26 protein-coding genes are annotated in these 26950 nt (G+C 70.4%); 11 read left to right on the top strand and 15 right to left on the bottom strand.

Going from position 1 to position 26950, the window contains the following annotated elements:
• Positions 1-8: 8 nt before the first annotated feature.
• Positions 9-1145, bottom strand: coding sequence for a glycosyltransferase family 4 protein (locus ACMGDM_RS12870; protein WP_436804516.1), 1137 nt, complete (start codon positions 1143-1145; stop codon positions 9-11).
• Between the two features lie 133 nt (positions 1146-1278).
• On the opposite strand from ACMGDM_RS12870, the gene ACMGDM_RS12865 reads away from it, so the two are divergent.
• A complete protein-coding gene (locus tag ACMGDM_RS12865) occupies positions 1279-1524 on the top strand; it encodes a hypothetical protein (RefSeq protein WP_436804515.1) in 246 nt (81 codons plus the stop codon).
• Between the two features lie 40 nt (positions 1525-1564).
• Here the strand turns inward: ACMGDM_RS12865 and ACMGDM_RS12860 are convergent, their stop codons facing one another.
• Together ACMGDM_RS12860 and ACMGDM_RS12855 are read right to left on the bottom strand one after the other, a co-directional pair.
• On the bottom strand, positions 1565-2698 hold the full coding sequence (locus ACMGDM_RS12860) for a glycoside hydrolase family 130 protein (RefSeq protein ID WP_436804514.1): 1134 nt from the start codon (positions 2696-2698) through the stop codon (positions 1565-1567).
• 63 nt (positions 2699-2761) lie between these two features.
• Complete coding sequence (locus ACMGDM_RS12855; RefSeq protein ID WP_436804513.1) at positions 2762-3637, bottom strand: alpha/beta fold hydrolase; 876 nt, start codon at positions 3635-3637, stop codon at positions 2762-2764.
• 37 nt (positions 3638-3674) lie between these two features.
• Here ACMGDM_RS12855 and ACMGDM_RS12850 point away from each other — a divergent pair, with 37 nt between their 5' ends.
• From ACMGDM_RS12850 to ACMGDM_RS12810, 9 genes are all read left to right on the top strand, one after another.
• Positions 3675-5036 carry a protein adenylyltransferase SelO family protein gene (locus ACMGDM_RS12850; protein ID WP_436804512.1) on the top strand — a complete coding sequence of 454 codons (1362 nt, stop codon included), beginning with the start codon at positions 3675-3677 and terminating at the stop codon, positions 5034-5036.
• Between the two features lie 145 nt (positions 5037-5181).
• On the top strand, positions 5182-6591 hold the full coding sequence (gene astD, locus ACMGDM_RS12845; protein WP_436804511.1) for a succinylglutamate-semialdehyde dehydrogenase: 1410 nt from the start codon (positions 5182-5184) through the stop codon (positions 6589-6591).
• Positions 6592-6658: 67 nt separating this feature from the next.
• The gene (locus ACMGDM_RS12840; RefSeq protein WP_436804510.1) at positions 6659-7600 is read left to right on the top strand and encodes a DUF808 domain-containing protein; all 942 of its coding nucleotides are present in this window, start codon (positions 6659-6661) and stop codon (positions 7598-7600) included.
• A gap of 102 nt (positions 7601-7702) precedes the next feature.
• The gene (cobA, locus tag ACMGDM_RS12835; protein ID WP_436804509.1) at positions 7703-8503 is read left to right on the top strand and encodes a uroporphyrinogen-III C-methyltransferase; all 801 of its coding nucleotides are present in this window, start codon (positions 7703-7705) and stop codon (positions 8501-8503) included.
• Entirely contained in the window at positions 8500-8796 is a 297-nt protein-coding gene (locus ACMGDM_RS12830) for a DUF2849 domain-containing protein (RefSeq protein WP_436804508.1), read from the top strand. Before cobA ends, ACMGDM_RS12830 begins: the two co-directional genes overlap by 4 nt.
• A 158-nt stretch (positions 8797-8954) precedes the next feature.
• A complete protein-coding gene (locus ACMGDM_RS12825) occupies positions 8955-10586 on the top strand; it encodes a nitrite/sulfite reductase (RefSeq protein ID WP_436804507.1) in 1632 nt (543 codons plus the stop codon).
• A gap of 24 nt (positions 10587-10610) precedes the next feature.
• On the top strand, positions 10611-11042 hold the full coding sequence (locus tag ACMGDM_RS12820; protein WP_436804506.1) for a DUF934 domain-containing protein: 432 nt from the start codon (positions 10611-10613) through the stop codon (positions 11040-11042).
• On the top strand, positions 11035-11793 hold the full coding sequence (locus tag ACMGDM_RS12815) for a phosphoadenylyl-sulfate reductase (protein ID WP_436804505.1): 759 nt from the start codon (positions 11035-11037) through the stop codon (positions 11791-11793). The genes ACMGDM_RS12820 and ACMGDM_RS12815 overlap by 8 nt, the downstream gene beginning before the upstream one ends.
• Positions 11794-12234: 441 nt before the next feature.
• Positions 12235-13731, top strand: coding sequence for a DUF4403 family protein (locus ACMGDM_RS12810; RefSeq protein WP_436804504.1), 1497 nt, complete (start codon positions 12235-12237; stop codon positions 13729-13731).
• A 145-nt stretch (positions 13732-13876) separates the two neighbouring features.
• Here the strand turns inward: ACMGDM_RS12810 and ACMGDM_RS12805 are convergent, their stop codons facing one another.
• The 9 genes from ACMGDM_RS12805 to ACMGDM_RS12765 form a co-directional block, all read right to left on the bottom strand.
• A complete protein-coding gene (locus tag ACMGDM_RS12805; RefSeq protein WP_436804503.1) occupies positions 13877-14242 on the bottom strand; it encodes a response regulator in 366 nt (121 codons plus the stop codon).
• Positions 14243-14330: 88 nt separating this feature from the next.
• Positions 14331-14807: a GAF domain-containing protein gene (locus tag ACMGDM_RS12800; protein WP_436804502.1), complete on the bottom strand. Its 477-nt coding sequence runs from the start codon at positions 14805-14807 to the stop codon at positions 14331-14333.
• A 122-nt stretch (positions 14808-14929) separates the two neighbouring features.
• Positions 14930-15226 (bottom strand): hypothetical protein, encoded by a 297-nt coding sequence (locus ACMGDM_RS12795; RefSeq protein ID WP_436804501.1) that lies wholly within the window; start codon positions 15224-15226, stop codon positions 14930-14932.
• Between the two features lie 11 nt (positions 15227-15237).
• Complete coding sequence (locus tag ACMGDM_RS12790; protein ID WP_436804500.1) at positions 15238-16767, bottom strand: L,D-transpeptidase family protein; 1530 nt, start codon at positions 16765-16767, stop codon at positions 15238-15240.
• Between the two features lie 212 nt (positions 16768-16979).
• Entirely contained in the window at positions 16980-17432 is a 453-nt protein-coding gene (locus tag ACMGDM_RS12785) for a MaoC family dehydratase (RefSeq protein ID WP_436804499.1), read from the bottom strand.
• Complete coding sequence (locus ACMGDM_RS12780) at positions 17432-19273, bottom strand: acetyl/propionyl/methylcrotonyl-CoA carboxylase subunit alpha (RefSeq protein WP_436804498.1); 1842 nt, start codon at positions 19271-19273, stop codon at positions 17432-17434. The genes ACMGDM_RS12785 and ACMGDM_RS12780 overlap by 1 nt, the downstream gene beginning before the upstream one ends.
• A gap of 8 nt (positions 19274-19281) precedes the next feature.
• Complete coding sequence (locus ACMGDM_RS12775) at positions 19282-19626, bottom strand: endonuclease domain-containing protein (protein ID WP_436804497.1); 345 nt, start codon at positions 19624-19626, stop codon at positions 19282-19284.
• A 140-nt stretch (positions 19627-19766) separates the two neighbouring features.
• On the bottom strand, positions 19767-21368 hold the full coding sequence (locus ACMGDM_RS12770) for a carboxyl transferase domain-containing protein (protein WP_436804496.1): 1602 nt from the start codon (positions 21366-21368) through the stop codon (positions 19767-19769).
• Positions 21365-22534 carry an acyl-CoA dehydrogenase family protein gene (locus ACMGDM_RS12765; protein ID WP_436804495.1) on the bottom strand — a complete coding sequence of 390 codons (1170 nt, stop codon included), beginning with the start codon at positions 22532-22534 and terminating at the stop codon, positions 21365-21367. Before ACMGDM_RS12765 ends, ACMGDM_RS12770 begins: the two co-directional genes overlap by 4 nt.
• 175 nt (positions 22535-22709) lie before the next feature.
• Between ACMGDM_RS12765 and ACMGDM_RS12760 the strand changes: the two genes are divergently transcribed.
• Positions 22710-23576 (top strand): LysR family transcriptional regulator, encoded by an 867-nt coding sequence (locus tag ACMGDM_RS12760; RefSeq protein WP_436804494.1) that lies wholly within the window; start codon positions 22710-22712, stop codon positions 23574-23576.
• A 340-nt stretch (positions 23577-23916) separates the two neighbouring features.
• Here the strand turns inward: ACMGDM_RS12760 and ACMGDM_RS12755 are convergent, their stop codons facing one another.
• The 3 genes from ACMGDM_RS12755 to ACMGDM_RS12745 form a co-directional block, all read right to left on the bottom strand.
• Positions 23917-24570 carry a glutathione S-transferase family protein gene (locus tag ACMGDM_RS12755; protein ID WP_436804493.1) on the bottom strand — a complete coding sequence of 218 codons (654 nt, stop codon included), beginning with the start codon at positions 24568-24570 and terminating at the stop codon, positions 23917-23919.
• Positions 24571-24842: 272 nt separating this feature from the next.
• Positions 24843-25916, bottom strand: a complete 1074-nt coding sequence (gene recA / locus ACMGDM_RS12750) for a recombinase RecA (protein ID WP_436804492.1) — start codon at positions 25914-25916, stop codon at positions 24843-24845.
• Between the two features lie 199 nt (positions 25917-26115).
• Complete coding sequence (locus ACMGDM_RS12745; RefSeq protein ID WP_436804833.1) at positions 26116-26946, bottom strand: 4-(cytidine 5'-diphospho)-2-C-methyl-D-erythritol kinase; 831 nt, start codon at positions 26944-26946, stop codon at positions 26116-26118.
• Positions 26947-26950: the final 4 nt, after the last annotated feature.

Here is a 26950-nt window from a genome sequence, read left to right as displayed (position 1 = left end):
ATTGCGACTCAACCGAGACAAGCCGGCCGCCCGGCGGCCGTGGCATAGAGACCGGCATAACGGCGGATCATGTCCGCCTCATCATAGTCCGCGCGCGCCTTCGCCCGATTGGCGCGGCCGACACGCTGGCGCAGATCGGCGTCCCCCGCGAGCGTCTGGATCGCGTCGCGCAGCCGCACCTCGCCGTGATGCTCGGTGACGAACGGCAGGTTCTCGGGCGCGACCATCTCGGCGACGTCGCCCACCGGCGGGCTCACCACCGGCAGCCCCGCCGCCATCGCCTCGACCACGCTGGTGGGCGACTGTTCGCGCGTCGACGACAAAGCGAGCAGGTCGAACAGCCCCATGTAGCGGTACGGCCGCTCGACCGCGCCGGTGAGCACCACGCGATCGTCGATCCCCATCGCCAGCGCGGCGCGCTCGATCGCCTGCCGCTCCGGCCCGTCGCCGACGACGACGAGGCGGAAGCGCGTCGACAGGCCGCCGACCGCGCGCACCAACGCCGGCAGGTCCTTGTGCGGCAGCAGCGCGCCCACCGCGCCGATCGCCAGCTCGCGCTCGTTCCGGACGAAGCCGGGCAGCGCGCGCGGATCGAGGCGCTCGGCATAGAGCGCGGTGGCGATGCCGGTGCCGATGCGGTGGACGCGGGCACGCGGCTGCCTCCACGTCTCCCGCGCGATCCGCTCGAGCGCGCGGCTGGGCACTACCAGAGCGTGCGCGGCGGAGAGCGCGATGCGGCGATAGATCGTGCGGTCGCGACGCAATCCGCTTGCCTCGACGTCGGCGAAGCCGTCCTCATGGTGGATCACCGGCGGCATGGCGCGTGCGAACACGCGCCGCGCCATCACCGCGTCGATCGCCGCCCAGTCGTAGGTGAGGACGAGATCATGTCCGCGCATCAGCCTGGCCCAGGCCTCGTACCGCGCGAGCGAGGGCGCGCCGCCGAACGCGGGCGCGTCCTGCGCGACCTCGTAGCGGACGCCTGTGCCGATCCGCGCGCGCGCGCCGAGCCGGTCGATGTCGGCCACGACCAGCCGATGGCGCGCGCGGGCGCCGAAGGCGGTCATCAGCCGCGCCACGCGCGCGCCCCTCGCGTCGAGATCGAAGCTCGGCAGGACATGGAGGATCGACAGGGGCTGTGACATGTCGGCAACATAACGCGGCGAAAGCGCGCGCGCATCCTTTCCGCCGCGATATTGCGGCAACTCTCGTGCTTAACGCCGATTGCACGAGGCGCGGTGCGATGCCGCCCGGCGCACCATCCAGGGAGTTCTCACGATGCTGAAGTCCACCATCGCCGCGCTGAGCGCGCTCGCGCTCTCCGCCACGCCGGCGCTCGCCGCGGCGGGCAACCCGGCAGCGTCGCTGTCGGTCGCCAAGGCGGTGCGCGCCGCGCCGGCCGCCGAGCGCAAGAGCGAGATCGCCGGACCCGGCGTGATCATCGGGCTGGCGCTCGCCGCCGCGGTGGTGGTCGCCGGTGCCGCGATCGCGATCGACGACGGCGACGATTCGGACAGCAACTGAGCCGCCGCCGGCACCGTTCCCGCGGGCGGTGCCGGCGCGATCAGCCGATCGCGTCCTTGGGGATATGGGTGATGCGGCACGCCAGATCGGCTTCGCCGCTCGCCACGACCCAATGCGCGCCGCCGTCCGCAATGCCGGTGGTGAAGACGACATTGTCGAGGTACATCAGTTCCTTGAGCGGCTCGGTCAGCGCCGGGGCGGGCTCCAGCAGCGCGGCGTGGCTGGTCGCGAGCGTGCGCGAGGGGTCATCCTTGTCGAGCAAGGTCCAATAGGTGCGGTAGATCCCCACCACCCCCGACGGCTCGACGCCGTGCCACAGGGTTAGCCAGCCCTCCTGCCCGTTCACCGTCGCTAGCACCGGCGGCGCGCCGCCGCCCATCCGCGCGGTCGCCGTGGTCGCGGCATGCGGGCGGATACCGGGCTGGTCGTAGGGCTTCCAGTGCAGCGCGTCGGGCGAGGTGGCGAGGTTGATCGACGGGCCGCCGCGCCATTCGCTGTCGGGCGGGTAAGCGAAGTAGAGGTCGCCGAGCGGGCGTGTCTGTGCCCAGAAGCGTTCGCCCACCTTTCCCTCGAAGATCAGCATGTCCTTGTTCTGATGGTCGAGCACGATGCCGTCGAGATGCCAGTCGAGCGCGTCGTCGCTGGTGTAGAGCGTGGTGCAGTGGCGCTCGGGGCTGACCGAGCAGGTCGTCATGTAGTAGCGGCCGTCGACCCGGCTGATCCGCGCGTCCTCGACGCCATAGCATTGATAGCCCGCCCGCGGCGCGATCGCGCGGTCGTAGTGAACCGCCTCGACGCGCGTGCCGGCAGCGTCGAGCTCGACCGGGAGCAGCCAGGATAGCGAGGTGAGCGCCATCACCTTCCACCCACCGCCGCGCATCATGAACTTGCGCGGGTCCGCGGTGTCGACCAGCGACAGCGGCCAAGCGTCGAGCACATAGCGCCCCGCGTCCCAGCGGATCGCGTGGATCTGCTGGTCGCGCACCGGATGCCGCAGTGCCTCGGCGACGCGCACCATCAGCAGCAAGTTGCCGTTGTCGAGCCGCGTCATGCCGGGATTGAACGCGCCGAGCACATAGGTCTCGGCGTCGAGGTGCCCGGCCAGCGGCGAGCGCGACAGGTCGATGTCGGCGGGGCCGAACACCAAAGCGTCATAGGGCATGTCGGTCGTCATCGCGCTCGCTCCTCGACGCGCCTGGCTTGCGGTGGCGCCTCCTCGGATCAGCGAGACGAACCGCTAGCGCGCGGGTTCCGCGGTGCCGTCGAGCAGCCGGGCGAGCGCGGGCGCCACTGCGGGCTCGTCGAGCAGCGGCGCATGGCCGACACGTGGCACCGTCACGACGGTCGCGTCCGGCAGCGCCTCCGCCATCCGCCGCGCGGTCACGGCGGAGAGGATGTCGCTGCGCTCGCCGCGTGCGATCACCACCGGCACCCGGCCCAGCGCGGCCAGCGCGCGCCACAGATCGGGGCCCGCCTCGCCACCGGGCAGTCGCAAGGGCTCGGCGACGCGCAGGTCATAGTCGAGCACGATCCGCCCCGCGCTGTTGAGCCGGTACAGCCGCTTCGCCATCGCCAGCCATTGCTCGATCGACCAGTCGGGATAGACGTCGGCGATGCTCTCCTGCAGGCCGCGCGCGGCGTGGAGCCAGGTAGGGTAGTTGCTCGGCTTGCCGACATAGCCGCGGATCCGCGCCAGTCCGCCCGGCTCGATCGCCGGGCCGATGTCGTTGAGCAGCGCCCCCGCGATACGCCCCGGCAGCATGCCCGCGAGCAGCATCGTCACGATCCCGCCGAGCGACGTGCCGACCGCGACGACCCGCTCGATCGCCTGATCGGCGAGCAGCGCGACCAAGTCCTGCGCGTAGGTCAGCGGGACATAGCTCATCGGGTCCTTGGCATAGCCGCTCTCGCCGCGTCCGCGGAACTCGACCGCGAGCACGCGCCGCCGCCCGGCGAGCGCGGCGACCAGCGGCTCGGCATCGCGGACGTTCCGCGTCAGCCCCGGCAGGCACAGCAGCGGCGGCGCGGTGTCGCCCTCAGGACCGGGATAATCGCGCGCGTGCAATCGCAGCCCGTCGGCGGACCACCAATAGACGTCGCGAAATCCTGCCATGCTTGCACCCTCACTCGAGCGCCCCCCATATCCACGCATGCCCTTCGACCCGCAAGCATATCGCCCCGAGCGCCCGATCCTCTCGCTGGGCGAGCCGTTCTACGATCCCGTTGTCGCCGCCGACTTCCCGGACACGCGACTGCGCTTCCGCAACGATCGCGCCGCCGCGGAGGTGGGACTGGCCGGGCTCGACGACGCCGAATGGACCGCGCATTTCGGCCGCTTCGTGCCGCTGCCGGGCAGCCTCGACCAGCCGCTGGCGCTGCGCTACCACGGTCATCAGTTCCGCGCGTACAACCCCGATCTCGGCGACGGGCGCGGCTTCACCTTCGCCCAGCTGCGCGATCGCGACGGGCGCCTGCTCGAGCTCGGCACCAAGGGTTCGGGGCAGACGCCGTGGAGCCGCTTCGGTGACGGCCGGCTGACGCTCAAGGGCGGGGTGCGCGAGGTGCTGGCCAGCGAGCAGCTCGAGGCGCTCGGCGTGCCGACGTCGCGCAGCCTTTCGCTGATCGAGACCGGCGAGGCGCTCGACCGCAACGACGAGCCCTCCCCCACCCGCGCAGCGGTGCTGGTGCGGCTGAGCCACGGCCATGTCCGCATCGGCACCTTCCAGCGGCTCGCTTATCATCGCGACGAGGACGCGATGCGGCGGCTGGTGCGCTACGTGCTGGCGGAGCTGTACGGCGTGGACGGTGACGATCCGGTGCGGCTGCTCGAGCTGGTGGTGGAGCGCACCGCAACGCTCGCCGCGCGCTACATGGCGGCAGGGTTCGTCCACGGCGTGCTCAATTCGGACAACATCAACGTGACGGGCGAGAGCTTCGACTACGGCCCGTGGCGGTTCGCGCCGACATGGGATCCGGGGTTCACCGCCGCCTATTTCGACCATGGCGGTTTGTATGCGTTCGGCCGTCAGCCGGAGGCGATCCTGTGGGACGCGATGCAACTCGCCTCGTCGCTGCGGCTCGTCGCCGAGAGCGAGCCGCTGGTCGCCGCGCTCGATCGCTTCGCCGAACATTATCAACCGGCGGTAGCGGCCGCGCTGCTGTGGCGGATGGGGCGTCGACCAACGGATCCGGCGAGCGACCGCGCGCTGGTGCAGGAGGTGGAGCGCGCGCTCCGCACGAGTGGCGCCGGGCTCGACCGCTTCTTCTTCGACGTGTTCGCGCAGGAGTTACCCCCCACTTACGGCGCGGAGTGGGATGCGGTGCGGGCGGCGCTGGCGGACTATGCGCCGCGGGCGGCGCGCGATCATGCATATTGGCGCGGCGAGCCGTGCGCGATGCTGATCGACGAGGTCGAGGCGATCTGGGCACCGATCGCGGCGCGCGACGACTGGAGGGCGTTCGAGGCGAAACTGGTAGCGATCCGGGAGATGGCCGAGGCGCTGGCAGGGTGACGCAGGGCGCCAAGCGCGTGACGGCGAGCGCTGACCCACCGGTCACGCCGCACCTTCCGCATCGCGGTGCGCGTTCCGCATCGCGCCGTATGCCGCTGTCTCAGCCGCGATTGGCATCCCCGGAAAATATCGCCAAGAGAGCCGCATGGCAGAATTGATCTCGTACGAGCCGGCCACCGGCGCCGAGCTTTGGCGCGGCCCGGTGAGCGATGTCGACCAGGAAGTCGCCGCCGCGCGCGATGGCTTCGTGCCCTGGGCGGCGCGCTCGCTCTCGTACCGGATCGAGACGCTTCGCCGCTTCGCCAACGTGGTGCGCCAGCGCGCCGACACCTTCACCGAGGTGATTGCGCGCGAGACCGGCAAGCCCTTGTGGGAGGCGCGCACCGAGGTCGACACAGTCATCGCCAAGGTCGATATTTCGGTCACCGCCTACGCCGAGCGCACCGCGCAGCGCCGCATGGAGGCGCCGATGAACAGCCGCATGGCGGTGCGTCACAAGCCGCATGGCGTGCTGGCGGTGCTGGGGCCGTATAACTTTCCCGCGCATCTGCCCAACGGGCACATCGTCCCCGCGCTGATCGCGGGCAATGCGGTGGTGTTCAAGCCCTCGGAGAAGACGCCCGCGACCGGGCTCTTCCTGGTCGAGTGCCTCCATGCCGCGGGCGTGCCGGAGCAGACGGCGCGCGTGGTGATCGGCGGTCCGGCTGAGGGGCGCGCGCTTGCCGCCCATCCGGACATCGATGGCCTGCTGTTCACCGGCTCGGCGCGCACCGGCATCGCGCTCAACCGCGCCTTCGCCGAAAAGCCCGAGAAGATCCTCGCGCTCGAAATGGGCGGCAACAATCCGATCGTGGTGTGGGATACGCCCGATCTCCACACGGCCGCCGTGCTGGTGGCGCAGTCCGCCTTCACCACCGCGGGCCAGCGCTGCACCGCGGCGCGGCGGCTGATCGTGCAGGACACGCTCGCGGATGCACTGCTCGCCGAGCTAACCGCACTGACCAATCGGCTGATCGTCGGCGCGCCGCTCGACGACCCCCAGCCGTTCATGGGCCCGGTCATCGACAACGACGCCGCCGACGGGCTGAGCGAAAGCTTCCTCGCGCTGATGATGAAGGGCGGTCGACCGGTGCGCCACATGGCCCGCCCCGATCCCGCGCGCCCTTTTCTCACGCCCGGGATCATCGACGTCACCGAGGTGAGCGAACGCCCCGATCTCGAGCTGTTCGGCCCGCTGCTCCAGGTCGTCCGCGTCGACGATTTCGACGCCGCGATCGCGGAGGCCAATGCGACCCGCTACGGCCTGTCGGCCGCGCTGATCAGCCAGACGCCAGCGCTGTTCGATCGCTTCTGGGCGGGCGCGCGCGCGGGGATCGTCAACTGGAACAAGCCCACCAACGGTGCCTCGTCGTCGGCACCGTTCGGCGGGATAGGCTGGTCGGGCAACCACCGCCCCAGCGCTTATTACGCCGCCGATTACTGCGCCTATCCCGTGGTCTCGAACGAGGCGGAGGCGGCGCGCGCCGCGATCGGGATCGGGCTGGCCGAGGGCTGAGCACCTCCCGCCCCTCGACAGCCCCGCCTGCGCGGGGCATCAGCACGCGCGAACAGGGAGATAGATGATGCCCAGCGGATTGGTCGCGCTGCTCGACGACGTCGCCGGTCTGACCCGGCTCGCCGCCGCCTCGCTCGACGATGTCGGTGCCGCGGCGGCCAAGGCGGGCACCAAGGCAGCGGGCGTGGTGGTCGACGACACCGCGGTGACGCCGCGCTACGTCACCGGCCTGTCGCCGCAGCGCGAGCTGCCGATCATCGGCAAGATCGCGCTCGGATCGCTGCGCAACAAGATCGTCTTTCTGCTGCCGATCGCGATCGGGCTGAGCGCCTGGGCGCCCTGGGCGATCACCCCGCTGCTGATGCTGGGCGGCGCCTATCTGTGCTTCGAGGGCGCCGAGAAGGTGATCGAGGCCCTGTCGGGCCAGCACCACGACGATGCTGCCGACGCCACCACCGACCCGGCCGAGCTGGAACGTCAAAAGGTCTCGGGCGCGATCCGTACCGACTTCATCCTCTCCGCCGAGATCATGGCGATCGCGCTCGGCGAGGTCGCCGATACCCCGCTGCTCACCCAGGCGATCACGCTGGCGCTGGTCGCGGTGGCGATCACCGCCGGCGTGTACGGCGTGGTGGCGCTGATCGTGAAGGCGGACGACCTGGGGCTGCACCTCGCGAAGGGCTCGTCCCCGGCACTGCGCGCGATCGGGCGCGGGCTGGTCAAGGGCGTGCCGGTGCTGATGCGCTGGCTCGCGGTGATCGGCACCGCCGCCATGCTGTGGGTCGGCGGCGGAATCCTGCTCCACGGCGCCGAGACGCTGGGCTGGCGCGCGCCCCAGCATCTGGTCCACCACCTTGCCGAGCAGGTCGAGCATGGCGCCCCGGCGCTCGGGGCCGTGCTCGGCTGGCTGCTCACCGCGACACTGTCCGGCGTGGTCGGTCTGGCGGTCGGCGGCGCGATCGCGGGGCTGCTCCACCTGTTCCACCGCGGCGACAAGGCGGCGCACTGAAGCCGCGGAGCGCGCCGGCGTGTGTGGAGGAAAAGCCAGGCTAGGCACGCGACAAGCGAACAACGGTTGCGCCTGCCCTCTGCCCCCGCCCATGTAGCGGGTATGGCAAGCCTCCTCGATCCCGACGCGCGCGGCCGCGTCATCCTCGTCGGTGCCGGGCCCGGCGATCCCGGGCTGCTCACCGTCCGCGCGGTGGACGCGCTGCGCGCCGCCGATGTCGTCGTGCACGATGGGCTGATCGACGATCGCGTGCTCGCGCTCGCGCCCGCTACCGCGCAGCGCATCTCGGTCGCCAAGCGGCGCGCGCGGCACACGCTGCCGCAGGAGGCCATCAACGCGCTGATCGTCGCGCACGTCCGCGCCGGCAGCGTGGTGGTGCGGCTCAAGGGCGGCGATCCCTTCATCTTCGGGCGCGGCGGCGAAGAGGTCGAGGCGGTGCGCGCCGCCGGGCTTGCGGTGGAGGTGATCCCCGGAGTCTCGGCCGCGCTCGGCTGCGCCGCCGAGGCGATGCTGCCGCTCACCCACCGCGACCACAGCTCGGCGGTCACCTTCGTCGCCGGCCAGTGCAAGGGGCTCACCGACCAGGACTGGTCCGGCCTTGCCGGGCAGGGCCGCACGCTGGTGATCTACATGGGCGTGGCCACCGCCGAAGCGATCGCGGACAAATTGATGGCCGATGGCGTCGCGCCCGACATGCCCGTTGCGGTGCTCGAGAAAGGTACGCTGCCCGGCCGCCGCGCGCTGCGCACGCTGCTCGCCGATCTCGGCGCGATGGTGGCGCGCGAGCAGGTCGCCAGCCCGGCGATCATCGTCGTCGGCGAGGTGGTCGAACTGTCCGACGCCGAGGACCGGCTCGCCGGTTACGCGCGTGTCGCCGAGAGCGTCGGGGGCCTGTCCGCATGAGGCTGGTGACGGGCAACGATCTGCCGACCGGCGACGTGGTCTGGTGGGCGGGCGGCGGCTGGTCGCGCCATATCGAGGAGGCGGTCGACGCGGGCGAGCGCGCCGAGGCGATCGCGCGCGAAGAAGAGGCGGCGCGGCGCGTCAACGTGCCCTATGTGATCGAGGCGACCCCGACCCCCGAGGGGCCGCGCCCGGCACATATCAAGGACCGTATCCGCGCGCTCGGGCCGACCGTGCGCACCGACCTGACGCTCAAGCCGGCCGACCCGAACGCGGGCAGCTGGGTGATATGAGAAACGATCCTCCCCGGCACGGGGAGGGGGACCACTCGCCGCAGGCGAGTGGTGGAGGGGGCTCGCCGCTAACGGTGCGCTTGCGCGAGCCTCCCTCCGCCACCGCCCTGCGGGCGGCGGTCCCCCTCCCCGTTCCAGGGAGGAGCTAGGATCTACGAATGTACCAGTACGACGAATATGATCAGGCGATCGTGGACGCGCGGGTCGAGGAGTTCCGCGACCAATGCCGGCGCCGGCTAGCGGGCGAGCTGAGCGAGGACCAGTTCAAGCCGCTGCGGCTGATGAATGGCCTCTACCTCCAGCTCCACGCCTATATGCTGCGCGTCGCGGTGCCTTACGGCACGCTCAACGCGCGCCAGATGCGCATGCTGGCGCACGTCGCGCGCACATACGACCGCGGCTATGGCCATTTCACCACGCGCCAGAACATCCAATACAATTGGATCAAGCTGGAGGACGCCGCCGACATCCTCGCCGAGCTGGCGACGGTGGAGATGCACGCGATCCAGACCAGCGGCAATTGCATCCGCAACATCAGCTCGGACCAGTTCGCCGGCGCCGCGGCGGACGAGGTCACCGACCCGCGCCCCTGGGCCGAGCTGCTGCGCCAGTGGAGCACCTTCCATCCCGAGTTCACCTACTTGCCGCGCAAGTTCAAGATCGCGGTGATCGCCGCCGACGAGGATCGCGCGGCGATGCGGCTCCACGACATCGGGCTCCAGCTGGTCGAGCGCGATGGCAAGCTCGGCGCGCGCGTCTATGTCGGCGGTGGCATGGGGCGGACGCCGATGATCGCGCCGCTGATCCGCGACTTTGTCGGCGCGGACGAGCTGATGAGCTATCTCGAGGCGTGTCTGCGCGTGTACAATCGCTACGGCCGCCGCGACAATATCTACAAGGCGCGGATCAAGATCCTGCTCCACGAGATCGGCGCGGACGAATATCGCCGCCAGGTTGAGGAGGAGTTCCTCGCGGTCAGGCAGCTCGGCATCGATCCGCCCGCGGCCGAGCTGGCGCGGATCAGCGCGATGTTCGCGCCGCCGCCGTTCGACGCCGCTGCGCCCGACACCGTCGACCGAATCGATCCGGATTTCGCGCTGTGGCTCGACCAGAACGTCAAGCCGCACAAGCAGCCCGGCTATGCGATCGTCAACATCTCGCTCAAGCCGATCGGCGGCATCCCGGGCGACGCCTCGGCCGAGCAGATCGACGTGATGGCCGATCTCGCCGAGCGTTACAGCGCCGACGAGCTGCGCGTCACCCACGCGCAGAACATCGTCCTGCCGCACGTCCGCAAGGCCGACCTCTATGCGGTGTGGCAGCAGCTCACCGAGGCGGGGCTGGCCGAGGCCAATCTCGACCTGATCAGCGACATCATCGCCTGCCCGGGGCTCGACTATTGTGCGCTCGCCAACGCGCGCTCGATCCCGCTGGCGCAGAAGATCGGCCAGCGCTTCGCTGATGCCGGGCGGCAGCGTGATCTGGGCGAGCTCAAGCTCAAAATCTCGGGGTGCATCAACGCCTGCGGCCACCATCACGCGGGCCATATCGGCATCCTCGGCGTCGACAAGAAAGGCACCGAGAATTACCAGCTGCTGCTCGGCGGTTCGGGCGCGGAGGACGTCAGCCTCGGCCGCATCACCGGTCCCGGCTTCGACGAGGACGGCGTGGTCGATGCGATCGAGCGGGTCACCGACACCTATCTGCAGGTCCGCGAAAAGGGCGAGCGCTTCGTCGACACCTATCGCCGCGTCGGCATGCAGCCGTTCAAGGAGGCGATCTATGGCTGAGCCGCACGTCCGGAGGATCACCGCATGAGCGACAACATGCTGCGCTACCGCGACGACGAGGCGCACGACGAGCCCGCGGTCACGCTCGACTCGTTCGTCGCCGGCCAGACCAACGCCGGCGCGGTGCGGCTCGAAGCGGGCGACGACGCGCGGCTGCTGCTGCCGCATCTCGAGCGACTCGCGCTGGTGGAAGTGTCGTTTCCGACGTTCCGCGACGGACGCGGCTATTCGAGCGCACGGATCCTGCGCGAGGCGGGCTATGCCGGCGAGCTGCGCGCCGCCGGGGATGTGCTGGTCGACCAGATCCCGCACATGCGCCGTTGCGGCTTCGACAGCTTCGCGCCCGAGACCGCGATCGACGCCGCGGTGCTCGAGCGCTCGCTCGCGCGCTATCCGACGCCGTATCAGCGCGCGGCGGACGCCAAGGTGCCGGTGTGGAAGCTGCGCCATGGGTGAGCCCGCGCGCCAGCTCGACACGATCGACGTCACGCCCGCCTTCTCGCCCGACGAAGCGGCGGCGCTCGACGCACGCTACGCCGACGCCACCGCGCCCGAGCTGCTGGCGGAGCTGATCACCGGACCGCTTAAGGGGCGGATCGCGGCGGTGTCGTCGTTCGGCGCGGAATCGGCGGTGCTGCTCCACATGATCGCCGCGGCGGATCGCGACGTGCCGGTGATCTTCACCAACACGCAGAAGATGTTCGGCGAGACGCTAGCCTATCGCGACGAACTCGCCGAGCGGCTCGGCTTTACCGATCTGCGCGTGTTCCGCCCCGACCCGCGGCTGCTGCGGCTCAAGGACGAGAAGGGCCTGCGCTGGTCCTACGATCCGGACGGCTGCTGCGCGCTGCGCAAGGTGGAGCCGCTGCGGCGTGCGCTGCTGCCGTTCGCGGCGTGGATCTCGGGGCGCAAGGGCTTTCAGGCCTCGACCCGGCGGACGATCCCGCGCGTCGAGCTCGATGAGGGCCGGCTCAAGATCAACCCGCTCGCCGACTGGTCGAAGGAGCGGCTCGACGCCTATTTCACCGAGCACGACCTGCCGCGCCATCCGCTCGAGGCGCAGGGCTATCTGTCGATTGGCTGCGCACCGTGCACCTCCAAGGTTCGCCCCGGCGAAGACCCGCGCGCGGGACGCTGGCGCGGCTGGGACAAGGTGGAATGCGGTATCCACGTCGCCGCCGATCCGGGTGACGAGCCGGCCTTCTAGTTGGTCTGTGGCACCCCCGCCTGCGAACGACGGAACGACGCCGTCGCTAGGCCGATGCACTGTCGTCAGTAGCGATTGCCGACCTGCAAACCTTCCGGCATCCGCGAGCCCGGATTTACCGTGTGGCAACCTCGGCCGTCGAGCGAGCGCACGAGCCGCAACGTGGCGCAGCATGGTGCCACGTCGCAGCTTTCGCGCGCTAACGTCGCCGAACTGCACGTCGGCTCTTGCCAGGGTGACGGGTGCTGTGAGCCCGGACCATTAAGCGCAGGCCAGCTGTTTGAGGGACAACGCGCGACCGTCGCTGCCGCACATCCGGCAAGTCGACGAGGGTGACGCATGCCGCGCGTGTCGCGACCCGCTATTGACACCGAGGTCAGCGCCACGGATCAATTGATGCGTCGACGGCGCCACGCCCGGCCGCCCCTCGGGGAGTTGATCGTGCCCCGTACCGCCTTCGCTGCCATCCCTCTCCCCGCGCTGCTCACCATCGGCGCGATCGCCGGGCTGCTGAGCGGCTGCGGCAAGCCGCGCGACACGGCCGCGCCGCCGCGGGTCGGGGCGCAAGTCGGACGGTTGCCGGCGGAGAGCTCGACGATCGTCGTGCCCGTGGCGGCCGATCTGGCCACACTCGAGCAGGGGCTCAACAAGGAGACGCCGCGGGTCCTGTGGACGATCGACGAGCATCGCGACCGCTGCGTCGCAGCGAAGAAGCTGGATCTCGGCATCGCCAAGGTAAAGGTGCTGCCCGATCTCGGCTGCCGGCTCGTCGGCCAGGTCACGCGCGGCGTGATCCGGCTTTCCGGAGAAGGTGAGCGGCTCGACCTGGTGATGCCGGTGCGCGCTGCTGTCGCCGCACAGAATGTCGGCGGCGTCTTGAGCAAGACCGTAACCGGCAGCGCGGTGGTGCGCGCCACCGGGCGGCTCGGCATCGTCGGCGATTGGCAGCCGACCGCCAAGCTCGACATCGCCTATGATTGGCGCGAGCAACCCGGCATCGACGTCGCCGGTCAGCGCATCACCTTCACGTCGCGCGCGGATGCCAAGCTGAAGGGAGTCGTGCGCAAGCTGGAGCGCGACCTGCCCCGCCAGCTCGCCAAGCTGCAGCTGCGAGACCAGCTCGCCGCGTTATGGGCGCAGGGCTTCACCTCGATCGAGCTGAGCAAGCACAATCCACCGGCGTGGCTGCGCGTCACGCCACGCGCGCTTGGGTTCGGCGGCTATCGAGTGGACGGACGCAGGTTGCGGCTGACGCTCGCCGCGGACGCGCTCACCGAAACCTTTGTCGGCGTCCGCCCGCAGGATCCGGCGGCGACGCCGCTGCCGCCGCCGTCGCGCGTGGCGCAGCACGCCGGGCTGCGCTTCTCGGTGCCCGTCCTCGCCGATTATCGGACGCTCGAACCCGTGGTGGAACGCACGCTGCGCAAGCTTGCCGCGCGCGGCATCAGCATCACCGCGGTCGGACCCGTCGATGTCGCCTTCGGCAAGGTCACCGTCTTTGCCACGACGGGCGGACGGCTCGCGGTCGGCGTGCGCGCCAAGGTGACCCCGCGGGCGGCGCACAGCGTGACCACCAGCGGCGAGGCATGGCTTACCGCGATGCCCTATAACGATCCCGGTTCGCAGCTGGTGCGCGCGCGCGACGTGCGGCTGGTGGCACGCACCAACTCCGCCGCCCTCGATCTGCTGATCCGCCTGCTCGGCGAGGCGCAGGTGCAAAGCGCGGTAGCGCTCGCGCTCCAGCACGACTTCCGCGGCGACTATACCGAGTTGCTCGGCAAGGCCCAACGCGCGATCGGCTCACGCCGGCAGGGCGACTTCCTGCTGTCGACCGATGTCACCTCGGTGGAGAACGGCCAGCTCCAGGTCACCGGCGCGGGGCTGTTCCTGCCGGTGCGGGCGCAAGGCAGCGCCGAAATCACCTACCGTCCGCGCTAGGCCGATCCACTAAAGTTAAACCGTGCTCCCGCGTTCGCCGGAGCACGGTGCGCTCCAATGGCCGCCGCGCGGCGGACGGCGGATCAGACGGCGGCCGCGCGTGTCGGAGCGCTCCGGCCCGCCCGTGGCGCGTGCCGCCGCGGCGTCAACGCAGCAGGTTGGAGACCTTGTCGAGGAAGCTGGCGATATGATCGGGCTTGGACACGAACGCGTCCGCGCCGGCAGCGAAGCACGCGTCGATATCGTGCCGGCTTTGCAGCACGGTGAGCGCCATTACCGGGATCGCGCGCGTCGTCGGCGTACCCTTGAGCGTCTCGATCACGTCGAGTCCGCTGACATTGGGCATGCGGATGTCGACGATGATCGCGTCGGGGTTGATCGTCTCGGCCGCGCTTACGGCGCCGCGTTCGTCCTCGATCACCTGCGGATCGTAACCGCCGATCGTCAGCCAGGAGGCGTAGAGCTTGCGATGGCTCGGATCATCCTCGACCAACATGATTCGCTTCTTCATCCGATTCCTTCGGCGGGGCTGCGGGATGCCGCGGCGCGACTCTCCCGGTGCAAACGTTTGCCCCTCGTCGGCGACGCGGTCGTGCGCGTCAATGCGCGATGAGGCGCTCCACCTCGCGCGCGAGTTCGGCGAGGCGATAAAAATCGGGAAGGCTCTCGTGCAGCCGGTCGTCGATGACGCAGAGCGCGCCGATCGCATAGCCGCCGCGATCAACCAGCGGGAGCCCCGCGTAGAAGCGGATGAACGGCGCCGCGGTGACGAGCGGGTTCGCCGCAAAGCGCGGGTCGTCACGCGCGTCGGGCACGATCATCGGGTCGCCAGGCCGGTGGATCGCATGCGAGCAGAACGACACCGCGCGGGGCATCTCCTCCGCCAGGTCGCCCACTCGGGCGACGAAGCATTGTCGCTGGCGATCGATGATCGAGATCGCCGCGATCGGCGTCGCCGCGACCCGCGCCGCCTGATCGACCATGTCCTGAAGCACGCCGCGCCGGTCGCGCGCGGGTTGCCAGACGCGATCCACCGCCTGCTGGCGCAGCTCCTCGTCGAACGGCACAAAGGCCATGTTACGCTCCACCGGACTGGACTCCCCACAAGCCAGCAAGTCTTTGTTGAAGCCGGCTTTTAGTCAAGCAGGAGCCGCACCGATCCGGGTAGTAACAGGCACGATCGACACCGATCAGCGGATCAATCGCGCTCTGCCTTGCGGGTGGCGCGCGCGGTCATGCCGGTCGCCGAGGCATCGTCGAGCATCTGCTCGTCCGGCGCGGGTTCCTCCTCGGGCGGCAGCACCGCGGTCTCGTTGCCCAGCGGGCTGGGCGACGCCAGCGGCGTGGGCTCGGGCGTCGGCGTCGGCGTCGGCTCCGGAGCCGGCGCTTCCTCGACCGTGGCGCTCGGCTCGGGTGCCGGCTCGGGATCGCGCGAGCAGCCCGCCAGCGCCAAGGCGGCAGTGGCGAACAGCGGGAACATCAGTCGCTTGGTCATCATCTCTTTCCTCATCGCGCGGCCACCGCCTGGACCTGCACGGCCGAACGCCGCTCCACCGTCGCGGCTAGCCGTGCGTCCCAGCTATACGGGTCCTCGCGGAAGCCTACCTGCCCGTTGGGGCTGGCGAAAGCGGTCCAGTAGAGCAGATACACGCTGACCGGCTCGGCCATCGCCGCGCGCACCGTCTTGCCCGCCGCAACGGTCGAGTCGATCGTCTCGGGCGGCCAGTCGGGCGTGGTCCGCAGCAGCAGCCGCGCAAGATCCGCCGGCTTCTCGAGCCGCACGCAGCCGTGGCTCGACAGACGGTCGAAGCGCGAAAAGCCCGAGCGCGCCGGGGTGTCGTGCAGATAGACTGCAAAATCGTTCGGGAAATCGAACTTGTAGCGGCCGAGCGCGCTCTTCTCGGACGATTGCTGCAGACGCTTGCCGCCGTTCCCGGTGTCGATCACGCGGAAGCCGTTGCGCTTCAGATAGCCGGGGTTGGCCCTTTCCTTGGGCCACAGCTCCTTGGTGGCGATCGATGTCGGCACGTTCCAGGGCGGGTTGAGCACGATGCTGTTGATCCGGGAGATCAGCATCGGCGTCTCGTTACCCGGGCGGCCCGTCACCGCCTTCATCGACATCACCGGTTCGTCCCCGTCGAACGCGGTGAGCACCGCAGCGGCAATGTTGACCTGGACGCGCTTCTTGTCGAGCTCGGCGGGGAGCCAGCGCCAGCGCTCGAGATTGGCCATGATCTGACGCAGGCGGCGCTCCGCCGGCACGTTGAGCGCCGCGAGCGTCTGCGCGCCGACCTGCCCGGCGGGATTGAGCCCATAGCGACGCTGCGCGCGGCGCACCGCGTCGAGCAGCGCGGAGTCGAACGTATCGCCCGATGCGGCCAGCTGCGGGTCCTCGAATGCTAGTCGCTCGCGCAGGCGCGCGACATCGGCGCCGCGACTGCCGAACGCGGGCGTCGCGGTGAGCGTCGGCCAGCCGCCCTTGTCGACGATCGCGCGATAGCGCGCGAGCCCGGCGACGAGCGTGTCATAGCCCTGATAGGGAGGCGGCAGCGCGCGCAGCCAGCCGGACAGCCGGTCGCGCGCCACCGCATCCGCGAAGGCGGGGAGCGGATCATAAGCGGGCGGACGGATGCCCCAGTCCTTCTGGAAGTCCTCGGGCATCAAGCGCCCGCTGTGGACCGCACGGGCGTGATCGAGCGCGGCGCGCACCATCGCGGCGGAGTCGAGCGTGTCGAGATCGGTGCGCCGCGAGACCCGCAGCCCCTGCGCGAGTTCGTCGTCCGCGATCAGCGTGGCGAGCTGCTGGCGTTGCGCCGCGGTGAGCGTCGGCAGCGGCACGCTCGGCGCCACCGGCGCGACGGGGACGACGGGCACGGGAGCGGGGGGAACGGGCGACGGCGGCACCGGGGTGGCGGGCGGTGCAGCGATAGGAGCGCTCACCTGCGCGGCAGCGGGCGCGACCAGCGCGGCGATGGCGGCGAACGTGCCGGCGCGCCAGAGCAGGCGGCGGCGCGGAGGAGCGGGACGCTGGTTCATCGCGCTCCTCTAGTGCGGTGAGCCCGCGGTGGGAACACCTCGTGGGTGGTGCGACTGCGAAGCCTCCACGGTCGCTCATCGCGCGGGCGCGGCGGGCGGCGCCGGCGACGACCGGCGCATCACCTCCGCTTCCATTCCCCCCCCCTGTGCCGGGGAACTGAACAGCGGCGACATCAGGATAGCACCTGCCTCCGCCTCGACGCGCCCTCGCCTCAGCCAGCGCGACGCGTCAGCAGCGCGGTGCGGAGGCACTGGCACACCAGCTCGTCACGCTGATTGTGCAGTCGATGCTCGAACGTCACCAGACCCGCCTCCGGTCGCGAGCGGCTGTCGCGCAGCGCCGTTACGGCGCTCGACGCCCGGAGCGTGTCGCCGATGAACACCGGCGCCGGCATCACGACCTTGTCGTAGCCCAGATTAGCGACGAGCGTCCCCAGCGTCGTCTCGCCGACCGACAGCCCCACCATCAGCGCGAAGGTGAAGGTGCCGTTGACCAGAATTTGTCCGAACTCGGACGCGCGCGCCGCCTCGGCGTCGAGGTGGAGCGGTTGCGGGTTGTGCGTCATCGTCGAGAACAGCAGGTTGTCGGTCTCGGTGACGGTGCGACGGATCGGATGCTCGACGACATCGCCGACCGCCCATTCGTCATAGTGACGCCCCGCCATCACGCGTCCTCCCGCTCGATCCGCGCCAGCGCGGCGCCGTCGACCACCTGCGCCCCGACCGCGACGTCGAGCGCGGCGACGACCCCGTCGAACGGCGCGGACAGGCTGTGCTCCATCTTCATCGCCTCCAGCGTGACGAGCCGCTGCCCCGCGCGGACGCGCTCGCCCGCGGTGACCTCGACCGCGATGACCCGTCCGGGCATGGGCGCGAGGATCGCGCCGTCGCCCGCCGCGCCGCCGCCCGCCGACGCGGCGCGGAACGACGTGAGCGCATAGGTTTGCCCGGCCTCGGTGATCAGCACCTGCTCGCGCTGCTCGCCCGCCATGGCGTCGCCGGCGAGCGTCACCTCGACCGGGCTGCCGTCCAGCAGGAACGCCGCCGTGCATCGCGGTGGCGCGTTGAGGCGAAAACCCGGTACCGGCGCGCGGCTCGTGAGCGCGCGCGCCGCGGCCGTCAGCGCGGCTTCGCTCGGCCGTTCGCGCGGCATCAGCGCCGCGCCCGCCCGCTCGATCAGTCCTGTATCCACCGCCCCGGCGGCGAAATCGGCATGGTCGAGCGCGCGAGCCAGGAACCCGGCGTTGGTGCGCACCGGCCAGACCTGTGTCTGCGCGAGCGCCGCGCCGAGCCGGGCCCGCGCGGCGTCGCGCGTGTCAGCCTGCGCGATCAGCTTGGCGATCATTGGGTCATAATGCGGCGAGATCGTCGCGCCCTGCTCCACCCCGGTGTCGACCCGCACGCCCGCGCCCGGGCGGAAGGCGATCAGCGCACCCGTCGAGGGCAGGAAGCCGCGCGCGGGATCCTCGGCGTAGAGCCGCGCCTCGATCGCGTGACCGCGGATCGCGAGCTCGTCCTGGCGGAGCGGCAGCGGCTCGCCGCTCGCCACCCGGAGCTGCCACTCGACCAGGTCGACCCCGGTGATCGCCTCGGTGACGGGATGCTCGACCTGGAGCCGCGTGTTCATCTCCATGAACCACACGCGGTCGGCGCGCAGGCCCGCGCTCGCGTCGGCGATGAACTCGATCGTGCCCGCGCCGACATAATCGACCGCGCGCGCGGCGCGCACCGCGGCGTCGCACACCGCGGCGCGGGTGGCCGCGTCCATGCCGGGCGCCGGCGCCTCCTCGATCACCTTCTGGTGGCGGCGCTGGAGCGAGCAGTCGCGCTCGAACAGGTGGACGACCTGGCCGTGGCGATCGCCGAACACCTGTACCTCGATGTGGCGCGGCGCGAGGATGTAGCGCTCGATCAGCACGCGCTCGTCGCCGAACGCCGCCGCCGCCTCGCGCCGGCACGAGCCGAGCGCGGCAGCGAAGTCGGCGGGATCGTCGACGCGGCGCATGCCCTTGCCGCCGCCGCCCGCGACCGCCTTGATGAGGACGGGATAGCCGACGCGCGCGGCCTCATCGGCGAGCCGCTCGGGCGACTGGTCCTCGCCGAGGTAACCCGGGGTGACGGGCACACCCGCGGCGATCATGCGCTGCTTGGCGGCGTCCTTGAGCCCCATCGCGCGGATGCTCGCGGGGTCGGGGCCGACCCAGGTCAGCCCGGCCTCGATCACCGCCGCAGCGAAGTCGGCGTTTTCGGAGAGGAAGCCGTAACCGGGGTGGATCGCGGCGGCGCCGGTCGCGCGCGCGGCGGCGAGGATCAGTTCACCGCGCAGGTAGCTGTCGCGCGCCGGCGCAGGGCCGAGCCGCACCGCGGTGTCGGCGAGCCGGACGTGGAGCGCGGCCGCGTCGGCGTCGGAATAGACCGCGACGGTGCGCACGCCGAGCGCGCGCGCAGTGCGGATGACGCGGCAGGCGATCTCGCCGCGATTGGCGATGAGAAGCGAGGGCAGCATGAGGTTACCTATCGAACCTCCCCGGCACGAGGAGGGGGACCACGACGCGCAGCATCGTGGTGGAGGGGCGCGCGCTCTCGGCAAGCGACGACGATCGCAGTGATAATTGCGTCCAGGTCTGCGAAGACGTCGCGCGCCGCGAAGCGAAGCGTGGCGATGCCGAGAGCGGCGAGTGCCTCGTCGCGTGTGCGGTCATGTATCGGCTCCCCGCCGCGCTCATGCACCTCGCCGTCGATCTCAATCGCAAGTCGGGCGCCGAGGCAAGCGAAGTCAAGCGCATATCCGGCCACCGGATGCTGTCGACGAAACTTGAACCCGCCTGGACGAGTCCGAAGCGCGAACCACAGTCGCACCTCGGCTGGGTTGCCACTGCGACGTTCACGGCGCGCTAGCTGCACCGTCCGGCGGGGCGCGGCGCCCACCCCTCCACCACCGCGCTCCGCGCGGCGGTCCCCCTCTCCGTTCCGGGGAGGTCCGAGGTCGCTTGAGCCACTCACATCCGGAACACCCCGAATCGCGGTGCCTCCTCGACCGGCGCGTTGAGGCACGCCGTCAGCGCTAGACCGAGTACGTCGCGTGTCTGCACCGGGTCGATCACGCCATCGTCCCACAGCCGCGCGGTGGCGTAATAGGGGTTGCCCTCATCCTCGTATTTCTGCCGCACCGGCGCCTTGAATGCCTCCGCTTCCTCTGCCGTCCATGTCGCCGCATCGCGGTGGACGGTGGCGAGCACCGCCGCCGCCTGCTCGCCGCCCATCACGCTGATCCGGCTGTTGGGCCAGCTGAACAGGAAGCGCGGGCCGTAAGCGCGCCCGCACATGCCGTAATTCCCCGCCCCGAAGCTGCCGCCGATCAGCAGCGTCAGCTTGGGCACGCTGGCGGTCGCCACCGCGGTGACGAGCTTGGCGCCGTGCTTGGCGATCCCCTCCGCCTCATATTTGCCACCGACCATGAAGCCTGAAATGTTCTGCAGGAACAGCAAGGGCACGCGGCGCTGGCACGCCAGCTCGATGAAGTGCGCGCCCTTTTGCGCGCTCTCGGAGAAGAGCACGCCGTTGTTGGCCAGGATCGCCACTGGCATGCCGTGGACGTGCGCGAAGCCGCACACCAGGCTGCTGCCGAACAGCGGCTTGAACTCGTGGAAGCGCGACCCGTCGACCAGCCGCGCGATCACCTCGCGCACGTCATAGGGCGCGCGCACGTCCTGCGGCACGATCCCGTACAGCTCCTCCGCCGGGTAGAGCGGCGGCGCCGGCGGTGCGAGATTGACCGTCGGCGCCGGCACCGGGGGCAATGTGGCGATGATGTCGCGCACGATCGTCAGCGCGTGAAGATCGTCCGTCGCGACGTGATCCACCACACCCGAGCGGCGGCCGTGCGTGTCGGCGCCGCCGAGTTCCTCCGCGCTGATCTCCTCGCCCGTGGCCGCCTTTACCAGCGGCGGCCCGGCGAGAAAGATCGTCCCCTGCCCGCGCACGATCACCGTCTCGTCCGACATCGCGGGGACATAGGCGCCGCCCGCGGTGCAGCTGCCCATCACGCACGCCACCTGCGCGATGCCGCGCGCGGACATCTGCGCCTGGTTGAAGAAGATCCGGCCGAAATGGTCGCGGTCGGGGAAGACCTCGGCCTGGTGCGGGAGGTTCGCGCCGCCCGAATCGACGAGGTAGATGCACGGCAGCCGGTTCTCGAGCGCGATCTCCTGCGCGCGCAGGTGCTTCTTGACGGTGAGCGGGTAATAGGTGCCGCCCTTCACCGTGGCATCGTTGGCGACGATCATCACCTGCCGCCCCGAGACGGTGCCGACGCCGCAGATCAGCCCGGCGCCGGGCACCTCGTCGCCGTAGAGCCCGCCCGCGGCGAGCTGGCCGATCTCGAGGAACGCCGCGCCGGCATCGAACAGTCGCTCGACCCGCTCGCGCGGCAGCAGCTTGCCGCGCGCCGTGTGGCGCTCGCGCGACGCCGCGCTGCCACCCAGCGCCGCCGCGGCGACGCGCGCGCGCAGCTCGGCGGCGAGCGCGCGATGGTGCGCGTCATTGGCGCGGAAGCGGTCGTCGTCGCGCGCGATCGTCGAGGCGAGGACGGGCGCGCTCATTGTGCCACCGGCTCGGTCGCGCCGACTAGCTCGCGCCCGATCAGCATGCGGCGGATCTCGTTGGTGCCCGCGCCGATGTCGAGCAATTTGGCGTCGCGCAGGAAGCGCTCGACCGGCCAGTCCCTGGTATAGCCCGCGCCGCCGAGCGCCTGGACCGCCTCGCCGGCGACGCGGAAGGCGCTCTCCGAGGCGAGCAGGATCGCGCCCGCCGCGTCGAAGCGCGTGGTCCGCCCGGCGTCGCAGCTGCGTGCCACCGCATAGACGTAGGCGCGCGCGGAGTTGAGCGCGACATACATGTCCGCCACCTTGGCCTGCATCAGCTGGAAGCTGCCGATCGCGCGGCCGAACTGGCGCCGCTCGCGCAGATACGGCAGCACCGTATCGAGACACGCCTGCATGATGCCGAGCTGAATGCCCGCGAGCACGGTGCGCTCATAGTCGAGCCCGCTCATCAGGATCCCGACGCCGCCGTTGAGCGGCCCCATGACGTTCGCGTCGGGCACCTCACAGTCGGTGAATACCAGTTCGGCGGTGGGGGAACCGCGCATCCCCATCTTGTCGATCTTCTGCCCGATCGCGAAGCCGGGCATGTCCTTCTCGATCAGGAAGGTGGTGATGCCGCGGCTGCCCTCGCCGGTCTTGGCATAGACCACCAATGTGTCGGCGTGGGTGGCGTTGGTGATCCAGAATTTGGTGCCGTTGAGCACCCAGCCGCGGTCGCTGCGCCGCGCGGCGAGCTTCATCGAGACGACGTCCGAGCCCGCCCCCGCCTCGGACATGGCGAGGCTGCCGACATGCTCGCCCGAGATCAGCTTGGGCAGGAAGCGCGCCTTCTGCTCGGGGTCGGCCCAGCGGCGGATCTGGTTGACGCAGAGATTGGAGTGTGCGCCGTACGACAGTCCGATCGACGCCGAGGCGCGCGCCACTTCCTCCTGCGCGACGACATGCTCCAGATAGCCGAGCCCGAGCCCGCCATCGGCTTCGTCAACGGTGATGCCGTGGAGGCCGAGCTCCCCCATCGCGGGCCATAGCTCGTCGCGCGGGAACCAGTCCTCGGCGTCGATGCGGGCGGCGAGCGGGGCGATCCTGTCCGCGGCGAAGCGTCGGGTCGTGTCGCGGATCATTTCCGCATTCTCGCCCAGCGCGAAGTCGAAATCGGGCGTCATGGCGGCATCCTCTATCGTGTCGGCGGACGCGCCGCTCGTTGCACACCTGCCTTTGGTAACGGCTGGAGTGACGGAGATCCGGTGGCGTTCGCCGATCGCTTATCGCGGTCAGCATAGCCGCCCCGCCGCTTGACCCCAAGTTGAACAGCGCGAACACAATCGATAGACAACGTCTATGATTGATCGGCACCTTCTCCGCTACTTCAGCGCGGTGGTCGATCACGGCACCTTCTCCCGCGCCGCGGCGCACTGCCGCGTGACGCAGCCAACGCTCTCCGTCGGCATCGCCAAGCTGGAGACGGTGCTCGGCCAGACGCTGTTTGAGCGTACCAGCCGCCGCGTCGCGCTCACCCCCGCGGGTGCGCGGCTGGCGGACCATGCGCGGCGGATCGAAGCGGATTTCCTCGCCGCCGAAGCAGCGGTGGCGGAGGTGCCGGCGGCCAAGCTGATCCGGCTCGGCGTGGCCGCGACGATCCCCGACTCGTGGATCGAGCAAGCGCTTCGTGACGCCGCACCCGCGGGCGAGCGGCTCGAGCTGATCGAGGGGCGCGCGGGCGAGCTCCGCGCAGCGCTCGATCGTGGCCGGCTCGATGCGATCGTGGCCCCGCTCGACCCGCGCCTGCCGCATCGCGCGCTGTTCGACGAGCCCTATGCAATGGCCTTCGCCCGCACTCATCCGCTGGCCGGGCACGCCAGCGTCGCGGCCGAGCAACTCGCCGGCGAGCCGATGGTGGTGCGCCGCCACTGCGAGCTGCTCGCCGAAACCAGCCGCTTCTTCACCGCGCGCGGTATCCGCCCGTTCATGGCGGCGCGCACACAGAGCGACGCGCGCGCGCTGACCTATGTCCGCGCCGGCGTGGCGACGACCTTGCTGCCCGCCTGCTACGCCGGCGCTGGGATCGTGCTGGTACCGCTTGCGGGGTTCGAGCACCGCCGCACCGTGGCGCTGTCGTTCGCGCCCGACAGCGTGTCGCGCGTGGGGACGAGCGAAACGCTCACGCGGGTCGCGGACCGGCTCACGATTTTGGGGGCTGCAAAGTGAGGGATTGGCCCGGATTGCCTTTCAGGACCGGGGCGCAACTATGCGCTCGCCGTGGCACCGTTGCTCGTTCGAGTCTCGGCACGCGCGGCGCCGCGCCGACTTGTCGTGAATGGTCGCGAGCGGTCTTCACTCTGTCGTCGGAAAGCGGTGGGCGCGCGACCGTCTAATGATGGACGAAACGGCGAAAGCCACGGGCATGAGGCCGCTTCGATCTCGTTCGTCCGGCGTGCCCCTGCGAAGGCAGGAGCTCGGAGCCCTCATTGCCGTTCTCGCGCCATGGCCTCGGCATGGCCGGCGCAGGCTTCAGCTTGGGCGGATCAGGCGTCCGGCCCCGGCGCCCTCAGCGGGCATAAGCGTAGGGACCACCGCGGACGAGCGCGCGCTGGTAGGCCGGACGCGCGTGGATCTTCTCGAGCCAGGCGATCACGGCCGGACGTGAGTCGGCGAGCCCGGCGCGATGCCGCGCCGCCTCCAGCGGGAAGCTCATCATGATATCCGCCGCGGTGAACGCGTCGCCCGCGAACCATGACCGCTGCGCCAGCGACTCCTCGACAAAGTCGAGGTGGCGGTCGATCATCGGCTGCACCCGTGCCACCGCGCGGCGCCCGATCAGCGGCAGTCGCGACAGCACCAGCTTGAGCAGCAGCGGCGGCATCATCGACCCTTCCGCATAATGGAGCCAGAAGCGGTAGAGCAGCGCATCGTCACGCCGGGCGGGCGCACCGAGCTTCCCGTCGGCCCGGTCGACGAGATATTCGACGATCGCCCCGGTCTCCGCCACCACGCGCCCGCGTTCGCCCGCACCCACCGCGTCGCGATCCTCGATCACGGGCGACTTGCCGAGCGGATGCACCTCGCGCAGCGCGCGCGGCGCCAGCATCGTCTTGGGATCGCGCTCGTAGCGCTCCACCTCATAGCCGAGACCGAGTTCCTCGAGCAGCCACAGCACGCGCTGCGAGCGCGAATTCTCGAGATGATGGACGATGATCGTCATGACGGCTCCCCTCCGCGCGGCGCAGCCCCGGACCGCCGCGATGAACGCGAGCGAGCCCGCGCGTATCCGTGCCGCCGATCGCCTTCGCCCGACGACAGCGTGCCGGCCTGGCGTGTCAGTGAAGAGCTGCCGGTTGCGACGCGCCCAGACAGCGAACGTCGACGCTCCGTCTCCGAACGAAGCGATCTCGCCGGCCGAGTGGCGAGCGTCCACCCGCGCGCTATCACCGCGGTCGGCCGCGGCGGCATCGATCGCCGCCGCGGCCGCGCGGATCAGACGTCGTCGTCCTCGCTCGGCCCGGCCATCATGCCGTCGGCGACCTGCTCGGTCCGCGCGCGGATCGCCTTCTCGAGCCGCTGCATCATTTCCGGATTCTCGCGCAGGAAGGTCTTGGCGTTCTCACGCCCCTGCCCGATCCGCACCGAGTCATAGGAGAACCACGCACCCGACTTCTCGACCAGCCCGGCCTTGACGCCGATGTCCAAAATCTCACCGATCTTGGAGATCCCCTCGCCATACATGATGTCGAACTCGACCTGCTTGAACGGCGGCGCGACCTTGTTCTTGACCACCTTCACGCGGGTGGAATTGCCGATCACCTCGTCGCGATCCTTGATCGCGCCGGTGCGACGGATGTCGAGCCGCACCGAGGCGTAGAATTTGAGCGCGTTGCCGCCCGTCGTCGTCTCCGGATTGCCGTACATCACGCCGATCTTCATGCGCAGCTGGTTGATGAAGATCACCATGCAACGCGAGCGGCTGATCGAGCCGGTGAGCTTGCGCAGCGACTGCGACATCAGCCGCGCCTGGAGGCCGACGTGGCTGTCGCCCATCTCGCCCTCGATCTCGGCGCGCGGCACCAGTGCGGCGACCGAGTCGACCACCAGCACGTCGATCGCGTTCGAGCGCACCAGCGTGTCGGTGATCTCGAGCGCCTGCTCGCCGGTGTCGGGCTGCGACACGATCAGCTCGTCAATGTTGACGCCCAGCTTCTTGGCGTACACCGGATCGAGCGCGTGCTCGGCGTCGACGAAGGCCGCAGTGCCGCCGTTCTTCTGCGCTTCGGCGATGACATGGAGCGCCAGCGTCGTCTTGCCCGAGCTCTCCGGCCCGTACACCTCGATCACACGACCGCGCGGCAACCCGCCGACGCCAAGCGCGATGTCGAGCCCGAGCGAGCCGGTGGAGATCGCCTCCACCTGCATCGTCTCCTTCTGGCCGAGCTTCATCGCCGAGCCCTTGCCAAAGGCACGGTCGATCTGTGCCAAAGCGGCGTCGAGCGCCTTTTGACGGTCTGTGTTCGCGGTTGCCATGCCGGTATCGATCACCTGAAGTTTGGCGGCCATTGCCGTGGACCCTTTCGCTAGAGCAACCGCGCGTCGCGTTCAACGCACCGCGATGTTGTATTCTCTTTGTTTCAGGAGAACAAGTAGGGAACTTTGCCGCAATATCAAGCCGAGCGGCGCTGGTTCGGGCGGAGTTCGGCAGGGCGACAAGCTTGAGAGCGACGGTGTCGGCTCCTTCGCCCTGAACGGCGCCCTGAGTTCAGGCCACCGTCGTCGCCAGCTGCCACCATCCCGGGCGGTTCGCCGCGATCGCCCGCGCTGCGGCGTCACGTGCGGCCAGTGTGTCGAACAGCGCGAAGCAGGTCGCGCCCGAACCGGACATACGTGCGAGCACCACGCCGTCCTGCCGCTCCAACGCCGCGAGCAGTTCGCGCACCGCCGGGGCGATCGCCGCCGCGGCCGGCTGCAGATCGTTGCGGCCCCTGCGCGCCCGCACGAGTGTGTCGCCGTGCCCGATCCCGCCGCGGTCGACGCCGTCCCAGCCGGCGAACACCGCCGCGGTGGACACCGGCTGAAGCGGGTTGACCAGCAACGCGGGCGCATCGCCCAACCCCTCGATCGGCACCAGCTCGTCGCCGCGCCCCGTTCCGAGCGCGGCGCGGCCGAGCAGGCAGGCCGGCACGTCCGCGCCAAGCGCCCGCGCGATCGATCCGAGCCGCGCATCGTCGGGCGCGATCAGCTGGTGACGCGCCAGCGCGCGCAGCGTCGCCGCGGCGTCGGCCGATCCCCCGCCGATGCCCGAGGCGACCGGCAGGCGCTTGTCGAGCGTGATCGCATATCCCTGACGCACGTCGAAAGCGGCGCGGAATGCAGCCGCCGCGCGTACCACCAGGTTGTCGTTGTCCGCTCCGATCGCGCCGGCGAACGGACCGGTGACGCTGAACGAATCGATCGCGGCCGGCGCCAGCGTCACGATGTCGCCGTCGCGCGCGAAGGCGAACAGCGTTTCGAGCGCATGATAGCCATCGGCGCGGCGGGCGCGGACATGCAGCGCGAGATTGAGTTTGGCGGGTGCGGGTTCGACCAGCACCGTT

Origin of the sequence: Sphingomonas larreae, assembly GCF_051400595.1 — a bacterium.
Taxonomy (GTDB): domain Bacteria; phylum Pseudomonadota; class Alphaproteobacteria; order Sphingomonadales; family Sphingomonadaceae; genus Sphingomonas.
Note: the sequence above shows the minus strand (reverse complement) of the source record. Positions and strands in the feature narration are given on the sequence as shown.

Coding starts and splice junctions, on each gene's coding strand:
- ACMGDM_RS12870 (WP_436804516.1), bottom strand. CDS start 1,145: ATGTCACAGCCCCTGTCGATCCTCCATGTCCTGCCGAGCTTCGATCTC.
- ACMGDM_RS12865 (WP_436804515.1), top strand. CDS start 1,279: ATGCTGAAGTCCACCATCGCCGCGCTGAGCGCGCTCGCGCTCTCCGCC.
- ACMGDM_RS12860 (WP_436804514.1), bottom strand. CDS start 2,698: ATGACGACCGACATGCCCTATGACGCTTTGGTGTTCGGCCCCGCCGAC.
- ACMGDM_RS12855 (WP_436804513.1), bottom strand. CDS start 3,637: ATGGCAGGATTTCGCGACGTCTATTGGTGGTCCGCCGACGGGCTGCGA.
- ACMGDM_RS12850 (WP_436804512.1), top strand. CDS start 3,675: ATGCCCTTCGACCCGCAAGCATATCGCCCCGAGCGCCCGATCCTCTCG.
- astD (WP_436804511.1), top strand. CDS start 5,182: ATGGCAGAATTGATCTCGTACGAGCCGGCCACCGGCGCCGAGCTTTGG.
- ACMGDM_RS12840 (WP_436804510.1), top strand. CDS start 6,659: ATGCCCAGCGGATTGGTCGCGCTGCTCGACGACGTCGCCGGTCTGACC.
- cobA (WP_436804509.1), top strand. CDS start 7,703: ATGGCAAGCCTCCTCGATCCCGACGCGCGCGGCCGCGTCATCCTCGTC.
- ACMGDM_RS12830 (WP_436804508.1), top strand. CDS start 8,500: ATGAGGCTGGTGACGGGCAACGATCTGCCGACCGGCGACGTGGTCTGG.
- ACMGDM_RS12825 (WP_436804507.1), top strand. CDS start 8,955: ATGTACCAGTACGACGAATATGATCAGGCGATCGTGGACGCGCGGGTC.
- ACMGDM_RS12820 (WP_436804506.1), top strand. CDS start 10,611: ATGAGCGACAACATGCTGCGCTACCGCGACGACGAGGCGCACGACGAG.
- ACMGDM_RS12815 (WP_436804505.1), top strand. CDS start 11,035: ATGGGTGAGCCCGCGCGCCAGCTCGACACGATCGACGTCACGCCCGCC.
- ACMGDM_RS12805 (WP_436804503.1), bottom strand. CDS start 14,242: ATGAAGAAGCGAATCATGTTGGTCGAGGATGATCCGAGCCATCGCAAG.
- ACMGDM_RS12800 (WP_436804502.1), bottom strand. CDS start 14,807: ATGGCCTTTGTGCCGTTCGACGAGGAGCTGCGCCAGCAGGCGGTGGAT.
- ACMGDM_RS12795 (WP_436804501.1), bottom strand. CDS start 15,226: ATGACCAAGCGACTGATGTTCCCGCTGTTCGCCACTGCCGCCTTGGCG.
- ACMGDM_RS12790 (WP_436804500.1), bottom strand. CDS start 16,767: ATGAACCAGCGTCCCGCTCCTCCGCGCCGCCGCCTGCTCTGGCGCGCC.
- ACMGDM_RS12785 (WP_436804499.1), bottom strand. CDS start 17,432: ATGGCGGGGCGTCACTATGACGAATGGGCGGTCGGCGATGTCGTCGAG.
- ACMGDM_RS12780 (WP_436804498.1), bottom strand. CDS start 19,273: ATGCTGCCCTCGCTTCTCATCGCCAATCGCGGCGAGATCGCCTGCCGC.
- ACMGDM_RS12770 (WP_436804496.1), bottom strand. CDS start 21,368: ATGAGCGCGCCCGTCCTCGCCTCGACGATCGCGCGCGACGACGACCGC.
- ACMGDM_RS12765 (WP_436804495.1), bottom strand. CDS start 22,534: ATGACGCCCGATTTCGACTTCGCGCTGGGCGAGAATGCGGAAATGATC.
- ACMGDM_RS12760 (WP_436804494.1), top strand. CDS start 22,710: ATGATTGATCGGCACCTTCTCCGCTACTTCAGCGCGGTGGTCGATCAC.
- ACMGDM_RS12755 (WP_436804493.1), bottom strand. CDS start 24,570: ATGACGATCATCGTCCATCATCTCGAGAATTCGCGCTCGCAGCGCGTG.
- recA (WP_436804492.1), bottom strand. CDS start 25,916: ATGGCCGCCAAACTTCAGGTGATCGATACCGGCATGGCAACCGCGAAC.